The sequence below is a fragment of the Mycobacterium sp. E802 genome (assembly GCF_001666875.1).
Classification (GTDB): domain Bacteria; phylum Actinomycetota; class Actinomycetes; order Mycobacteriales; family Mycobacteriaceae; genus Mycobacterium.
On the sequence record NZ_LZJD01000120.1, the window covers coordinates 1 to 7,626 of the forward strand.

8 protein-coding genes are annotated in these 7,626 nt (G+C 66.9%); 5 read left to right on the plus strand and 3 right to left on the minus strand.

All coding sequences use genetic code 11. The annotated features are described in order from the left end of the window. On the plus strand, positions 1-201 hold a 201-nt coding region (locus tag A5699_RS29655), incomplete at its 5' end, for a hypothetical protein (protein ID WP_067771651.1). Between the two features lie 3 nt (positions 202-204). Here A5699_RS29655 and A5699_RS18020 read toward each other — a convergent pair. Further along, positions 205-516, minus strand: a complete 312-nt coding sequence (locus A5699_RS18020) for a hypothetical protein (RefSeq protein ID WP_067771655.1) — start codon at positions 514-516, stop codon at positions 205-207. Between the two features lie 108 nt (positions 517-624). Here A5699_RS18020 and A5699_RS18025 point away from each other — a divergent pair, with 108 nt between their 5' ends. Next, positions 625-2,247 (plus strand): fatty acid--CoA ligase, encoded by a 1,623-nt coding sequence (locus A5699_RS18025; RefSeq protein ID WP_067771658.1) that lies wholly within the window; start codon positions 625-627, stop codon positions 2,245-2,247. A 78-nt stretch (positions 2,248-2,325) separates the two neighbouring features. Here A5699_RS18025 and A5699_RS18030 read toward each other — a convergent pair whose 3' ends face one another. Then, on the minus strand, positions 2,326-3,516 hold the full coding sequence (locus A5699_RS18030; RefSeq protein ID WP_067771673.1) for a lipid-transfer protein: 1,191 nt from the start codon (positions 3,514-3,516) through the stop codon (positions 2,326-2,328). Between the two features lie 88 nt (positions 3,517-3,604). Here A5699_RS18030 and A5699_RS18035 point away from each other — a divergent pair, with 88 nt between their 5' ends. Next, positions 3,605-4,651 carry a dihydrodipicolinate reductase gene (locus A5699_RS18035; protein ID WP_067771661.1) on the plus strand — a complete coding sequence of 349 codons (1,047 nt, stop codon included), beginning with the start codon at positions 3,605-3,607 and terminating at the stop codon, positions 4,649-4,651. A 3-nt stretch (positions 4,652-4,654) separates the two neighbouring features. Here the strand turns inward: A5699_RS18035 and A5699_RS18040 are convergent, their stop codons facing one another. After that, on the minus strand, positions 4,655-5,710 hold the full coding sequence (locus A5699_RS18040) for a zinc-binding dehydrogenase (RefSeq protein WP_067771664.1): 1,056 nt from the start codon (positions 5,708-5,710) through the stop codon (positions 4,655-4,657). A 65-nt stretch (positions 5,711-5,775) separates the two neighbouring features. On the opposite strand from A5699_RS18040, the gene A5699_RS18045 reads away from it, so the two are divergent. Together A5699_RS18045 and A5699_RS18050 are read left to right on the plus strand one after the other, a co-directional pair. Beyond that, positions 5,776-6,627 (plus strand): class II glutamine amidotransferase, encoded by an 852-nt coding sequence (locus A5699_RS18045; protein WP_067771667.1) that lies wholly within the window; start codon positions 5,776-5,778, stop codon positions 6,625-6,627. A 27-nt stretch (positions 6,628-6,654) separates the two neighbouring features. Further along, entirely contained in the window at positions 6,655-7,512 is an 858-nt protein-coding gene (locus tag A5699_RS18050) for a patatin-like phospholipase family protein (RefSeq protein ID WP_067771670.1), read from the plus strand. The last annotated feature ends 114 nt before the right edge of the window (positions 7,513-7,626 follow it).

Here is a 7,626-nt window from a genome sequence, read left to right on the forward strand (position 1 = left end):
GAAGCCGAGGGATTTCACGTCAACGTCGATCGCATCGGCAATGCGCCCCTGGATCAGTGCACGGTCACCAGCGTGCGCAACCCCCAGGATCAGACCAGGTTCATCCGGGTCGAACGGTTCGGCAAGAACGGCAAGGAATTCGACCTCATACCCGTGGTGGTGCGACGCACCATCACAGTGTCACTGGATTGCTCGGGATGATCCTCAGCGCTGGCAGTTCAACGAGACCGACACCGTCTGGCTGGTGACCGCGGGCACGAGGATGCGATCACCACCGAGGCCCGGCCCGACGTAGGGCAGCAACTGCCCGACGCGCTGCGGATTACGCACGCTGGTGACCGTGCACTGATCCAGCGGTGCGGTGCCGATCTTGTCGATGTTGACGGTGTAACCCTCGGACTGCAGGCGGCTGATCGTCTCCTGGGCCGTCTCCTCGGCCGTGGCCACCGCCGACGACACACTGAGCATCCCGAACACCGCCATGGCGACGGCCGCCAGGGACCCTTTCATGCGCATCGGTCACACCCTTCTGTCGTTACCGGTTCATTCTCCTCTACCTACATCGTCAGGGGAATTCGAATCGTTCCCGCCGGCGCGCCGTGGCGAACGCATACCATCGCGCCCGTGGACAGCACCATGCAGAACTGGCCGTTGACGATCACCGCAATCCTGCGGCATGCCTGCGGAGTCAACGGCGATCGGACCGTGACCACCGCCGTCGGCGAGGGTCGTTACCGCACCATCAGTTATCGAGAACTGGGGGAGCAGGCGGCGCGGTTGGCCAACGCGCTGCGCGGTCTGGGGGTCGACGGTGACGATCGCGTCGGCACCTTCATGTGGAACAACACCGAGCACCTGGCTGCCTACCTGGCCGTGCCGGCGATGGGCGCGGTGCTGCACACGCTGAACATCCGGTTGTCCCCGGAACAGATCGCCTACATCGCCAACGAGGCGGCCGACCGCGTCGTCATCGCCGACGCATCGCTGGTCGGCCTGCTGGCCCCGGTCCTGCCACTGCTGGAGACCGTGCACACCGTGATCGTGGTGGGCGACGGCGACGTGGCGGCGTTGACCGGCGTGACGGTGCTGCGCTGGGACGAACTGCTGGCGGCGCAGCCCGCCGAGTTCGAGTGGCCCGAGATCGACGAAAACTCCGCAGCGGCAATGTGTTACACGAGCGGGACGACCGGAAACCCGAAGGGTGTGGTGTACAGCCACCGGTCGAGCTATTTGCATGCCCTGAGTACGTGTACCGGCAACGCGCTCGACGTCAGTTGCAGTGACACCGTGCTGCCCATCGTGCCGATGTTCCACGCCAACGCGTGGGGCCTGCCGTATGCCGCCCTGATGGCCGGTGCCAACCTCGTGATGCCCGACCGGTTCATGACCGGGCCCGCGCTGATCGAGTTGATCGAATCACAACGGCCCACGCTGGCCGGTGCCGTGCCGACCATCTGGAACGACGTCATGCACTGCCTGGAAAAGAATCCGGGACACGACGTTTCGTCGCTGCGTCTGGTCGCCTGCGGCGGGTCCGCAGTGCCGCTCTCACTGATGCAGACCTTCCAGGACCGCCACGGCGTCTACATCCAGCAGGCCTGGGGGATGACCGAAACCTCACCGCTGGCGACGGTGGCCAAACCGCTGCCCGGAGTGTCGGAGGACCGGCATTGGGACATGCGGGTCAGCCAGGGCCGGCCGATGTGCGGTGTCGAGGTGCGCATCGTCGACGACGCGGGCGCACCGCTGCCCAACGACGACAAGGCCGTCGGCGAACTGGAGGTCCGCGGGCCGTGGATCACCGGCGGCTACTACCTGGGCCGTGATGCCGAGAAGTTCGACAGCGGCTGGCTGCGCACCGGGGATGTCGGGTCGATCGATCCGCACGGCTATGTGACGTTGACCGATCGGGCCAAGGACGTCATCAAGTCCGGGGGAGAGTGGATCTCCTCCGTCGAGTTGGAGAACCATCTGATCGGGCATCCCGCGGTGCTGGAGGCCGCCGTGGTCGGAGTGCCCGACGAGCGATGGCAGGAACGCCCACTGGCGGTCGTGGTGCTGCAGGAAGGGGCCGCCGTCACGCCGGCCGAACTGCGGGAGTTCTTGGCGGACAGGGTGGTTCGCTGGTGGTTGCCCGAGCGGTGGACCTTCGTCGACCAGGTGCCGCGCACCAGCGTGGGCAAATACGACAAGAAGGTGATCCGGGCCCGCCACGCCGACGGTGCCTACGAGATCGTCACGCTCTAGTTTCCTCGGCGAGCAGACGCAAACCCGTAGCTTTTCGGCCGAAAAGCTACGGGTTTGCGTCTGCTCGCGGAGGAAATGTTACCGCTCGGCGCGCTGGTAGGCCGTCACGACGGCCGCGCCGCCAAGGCCGATGTTGTGCTGCAGCGCGGCGTTGACGCCCTCGACTTGGCGCTTGTCGGCGGTGCCACGCAGCTGCCAGGTCAACTCGGCGCACTGCGCCAGGCCCGTCGCACCCAGCGGGTGGCCTTTGGAGATCAGCCCGCCCGACGGGTTGACCACCCAACGACCGCCGTAGGTGGTGTCGTTGTCGTCGATCAGCCGCGGCGCCTCACCCTCACCACACAGGCCCAGCGCTTCGTACAGCAGCAGTTCGTTGGCGGAGAAGCAGTCGTGCAGCTCGATGACCTGGAAGTCTTCGGGGCCGAGTCCGGCCTGGGCGTAAACCTGCTGGGCGGCTTGGACATTCATGTCATAGCCGATGATGTTGGCGGCACTGCCGTCGAAGGTGGAGGCGAAGTCGGTGGTCATCGACTGCCCGACGATCTCGACGGCCTGAGACGCCAAACCGTGCTTGTCGACGAACGCCTCGCTGGCCACGATCGCCGCACCCGAGCCATCGGAGGTGGGGGAGCACTGCAGCTTGGTCAGCGGATCGGAGATCATCTTGGCGGCCAGGATGTCGTCGAGCGTGTACTCGTCCTGGAACTGCGCGTACGGGTTGTTCACCGAATGCTTGTGGTTCTTGTAGCCGATCTTGGCAAAGTGCTCGGCGGTGGTGCCGTACTTCTTCATGTGTTCGCGGCCGGCCGCGCCGAACATCCACGGCGCGACCGGGAAGGCGAACTCATCGATCTCGGCCAGTGCCTTGACGTGCTTTCCGAGCGGGGACTCGCGGTCCTGCGCCCCGCCCCCGAGGGAGCCGGGCTGCATCTTCTCGAAACCCAGCGCGATCGTGCAGTCGGCCAGACCGCCCCGAATCGCCTGCGCGGCAAGGTAAAGCGCGGTCGATCCGGTGGAACAGTTGTTGTTGACGTTGACGATCGGGATGCCCGTCATGCCCAGCTCGTACAGCGCGCGCTGACCCGAGGTGGAATCCCCCGAGCAGTATCCGACGTAGCCCTGCTGCACCTGGTCATAGGAGATGCCAGCATCTTCGAGCGCCTTGGTGCCGGACTCCCGGGCCATGTCCGGGTAATCCCAGCCCTCTCTACGGCCGGGCTTCTCGAACTTCGTCATACCGACCCCGACGACGAAAACTTTGTTAGCCATGTCGAGAAACATACAGTTCACCGTTTCTGTCGTGTAGAGATAGTTGGAACACGTTCTAGTTCTGGATGGGTCTCGGGAAAGGGGTGCCGTGCTCAAAGTCGTGCAGTGGGCTACCGGTGGCGTCGGCGTCGCCGCGATCAAGGGCGTGCTCGAACATCCTGACCTGGAGCTGGTCGGCTGCTGGGTGCATTCCGAGGCCAAGAACGGCAAGGACGTCGGCGAGATCATCGGCACCGAGCCGCTCGGCGTCTCCGCCACCTCCAGCGTCGACGACATCCTCGCGCTGGACGCCGACGCGGTCATCTACGCGCCGCTGATCCCCAATCCGGACGAGGTGGCGGCGCTGCTGCGCTCGGGCAAGAACGTGGTCACGCCCGTCGGCTGGCTGTACCCCAGTGAGAAGCAGGCCGCGCCGATGCGGGAAGCCGCCCTGGAAGGCAACGCCACACTGCACGGCACCGGCATCGCACCGGGCGGGATCAGCGAGAAGTTTCCGCTGGTGTTCTCGGCGATGGCCACCGGGGTGAACTTCGTCCGGGCCGAAGAGTTTTCCGATCTGCGCACCTATGACGCACCCGACGTGGTGCGCCATGTCATGGGTTTCGGCGGCACGCCCGACACCGCGCTGAGCGGGCCCATGCAGAAGATGCTCGACGGCGGCTTCATCCAGGCAGTCAAGATGGTCGTCGACCACATCGGGTTCGCGATCGACCCGCGGATCCGGGCCACCCAGGAGATCGCAGTGGCCACCGCGCCCATCGACTCGCCGATCGGGGTGATCGAACCCGGTCAGGTGGCCGGACGCAAATTCCACTGGGAGGCGCTCGTCGACGGCGAGCCCGTCGTGCGGGTCAGCGTGAACTGGCTGATGGGCGAGGAAAACCTCGACCCGGCATGGACTTTCGGCCCCGCCGGCCAACGCTACGAGATGGAGGTCCGCGGCAACCCGGACTTCACGGTGATCATCAAGGGCTTCCAGTCCGAGGCCGGCGAAGAGGGCCCGGAGGCCGGGGTCGTCGCGACGGCCGCGCACTGCGTCAACTCCGTGCCTGCGGTGTGCGCGGCGCCTCCGGGTGTGGTGACCTACCCGGACCTGCCGCTGATCAGTGGGAAGGCCGCGCCGAGTCTGCGGTAACCGTCAGGGCCGCACCAGGATTCGAATCGGATTGCCCTCTTGGCGTTCCAGTTTGTCGATACCGATCGCGACGTCTTCCAACGACACGATCTCGGTGATCGAACGGGACAGATCCAGCCGGCCCAGGGACACGAGCGTCGCCAGCGTGGAGATGTCGACGTTCTGGTAGCCCAGATGGCCGAGCACCTGCTTCTGGGTGAGCCCGAACATCGAGGTCGGACCGATCGTCGGCTCTTGCGCGCTCATCCCGACCGCCACCAGCCGACCGCCGACCGTCAGATGATCCAGCGCCTGTTCGAACGTCGACTTCAAGCCGACCGCATCGAACGCCACATCGAGCCCGCGGCCTCCGGTGACCTCGGCGATCTTCTCGCCCAGATGCTCGTCGTCGGCGAGGAAGGCGTAATCGGCCCCCAACTCCAGTGCACGATCGAGCACCTCGGGTTTGATGTCGACGGCCACCACCGGCACCGCACCGACCAACCGGGCCAGCTGCACGATGTGCGTACCGACCCCGCCCAGACCCCACACCCCGACCGATTCACCGATGCCGACCTTGCCGGTACGCACCACCGCGCCGTACGGCGTCGACACCGCGTCGGCGAGGATCGCGGCCTGCTCCAGCGGCACATTGTCGGGCACACGGGTCAGCCCGACCGCCTGAGCCAGCGTGTACTCGGCCCAAGCACCGTCATAGGCGAAGGCCATCAACTGGATTCGCAAACAGTTGGCGATGTCGCCGCGACGGCAGTTGGGGCATTCCATGCAGGGCCGGCCCGCCGCGACGATCACCCGGTCGCCTTCGGCCCATCCGGTGACGTCGGGGCCGAGCTTGGCGATGGTGCCCGACGCCTCATGCCCCTGTGTCACCACTGGGGCCTGCGCCGGGAACGTCCCGTTGATCAGGCTCAGATCGGAATGGCAGATCCCGCAGAACGCCACCTTGACCAGTACCTCGCCGGGGCCTGGTTCGGGAATCGGAACATCTTCCACCACAACCTGTTTGGTGTCGGCGTAGAAACGCTCGGCCCGCATCGTGGGCCCAAGATCAGAAGTCATGGCGTTCCCTTCGTTTACCCGGCTACTATCGGAAATCATGGCACTTCACCGGGTGGGCTGAGGGCATGTGCCGATTGTTTGGTCTGCATGCAGGTGATCGGTTGGTTTCGGCGACCTTCTGGTTGCTCGACGCCCCGGACAACCTTGCCCAGCAGAGTCGGAAGAACCCCGACGGGACCGGCCTCGGCGTGTTCGGCCCCGACGGCAGGCCAGTGGTGCACAAGGAACCCGTGGCGGCCTGGCAGGACTGCGAATTCGCCACGGAGGCACACGATGTCACCGCGACGACGTTCATCGCGCACGTTCGGTATGCCTCGACCGGCGCGCTTGACGCGGTGAACACCCACCCGTTCCTGCAGAACGGCCGGATCTTCGCGCACAACGGCGTGGTCGAAGGCCTCGATGTGCTCGACGAGCGGTTGCGCGAACTGGGCGTGGCGGCCCTCGTCCAAGGCCAGACCGACTCAGAGCGGGTGTTCGCGCTCATCACCGCCGCCGTCCGGGCGCGTGACGGCGACGTGGGTGCGGGCATCGTCGACGCCATCGCGTGGCTGGCCGACACCGTGCCGATCTATGCCGTCAACCTGCTGCTCAGTACCGCCACCGACATGTGGGCGTTGCGCTATCCGGACACTCACGAGCTCCACCTGCTCGACCGCAGAGATCCCGACGAACGGCTGGCGCTGCGCACCCCGCGCATCCGGGCCGAGTCCGAGCACCTGACGTCCCAAGCGTCGGTGGTCTTCGCCACCGAGGCGATGGACGACGAGGGCTGGCAGCCCATCGCCCCCGGCGAGCTGGTGCACGTCGACGCCGGTCTGCGGATCGACCGGCGGGTGGTGCTGCCGGATCCGCCGCGACACCTGCTGCGCATCGAGGACCTGTCGGCCACGGCCGCGGCGTCGCAGCACCCGTGAACCGGGGCCCTGGCACACTCGACGTCCGTGACCTCCAAACGTGCTCTGGTGCTCGCCGGCGGTGGTATCGCGGGAATCGCCTGGGAAACCGGGATCCTGCACGGTATCGCCGACGAGTCGCCCGAAACGGCCCACGCCCTGCTCTCCTCCGACGTGCTGGTGGGCACGTCGGCGGGGTCGACGGTCTCGGCGCAGCTCAGCAGCGGGCTGAGCCTGAGCGAACTGTTCGAGCGTCAGATCGGTGCCGAATCCGCCGAACTCGACCCCGGCGTGAGCATCGACAACGTCACCGACCTGTTCGTCAAGGCGATGCTGACCCCCAACACCACCAAGGCCCAGAAACTCCAAGGCATCGGGGCCGTGGCAGCCAACACCGCCACGGTGGAGCCGGCGGTGCGCCGCAAGGTCATCGAAGCGCGCCTGCCCGCACACGAGTGGCCCGACCGGGTGCTACGGATCTCCGCCATTGACATCGACACCGGTGAGCTGGTGACGCTGGACCGGGATTCCGGGGTGTCGCTGGTCGACGCCGTCGCCGCGAGCTGCGCGGTGCCCGGGGTGTGGCCGGTCGTGACGATCGGTGGCCGTCGCTTCATGGACGGCGGCATCGGCAGTGCGGTCAACATGGTGCTGGCCGCCGACTGCGACACCGCGGTGGCGCTCGTGCCCCAAGGACGCTCGACACCCTCGCCGTTCGGGACCGGTGCGGCCGAAGAGGTCGGCGGCTTCGCCGGACGCTCACTCGGGATCTTCGCCGACGACGACGCCCTGGCCGCATTCGGCAAGAACCCGCTGGATCCTGCCTGCCGCGTGCCCTCGGCGCAGGCCGGGCGGGCCCAGGGCCGCCGCGTGGCCGCCGAGGTCGCGGCGTTCCTACTCGGGTAACGCGGGCTCGGCGTCGTCGCGAGCGTCGAGCGCCTGCGCGGCCAGCACACGGCCCACGTCGATCACCTCGGCCGCGCGGTGGAAATCCAGGCTCCGGCACGCCGTCCGCGGCAC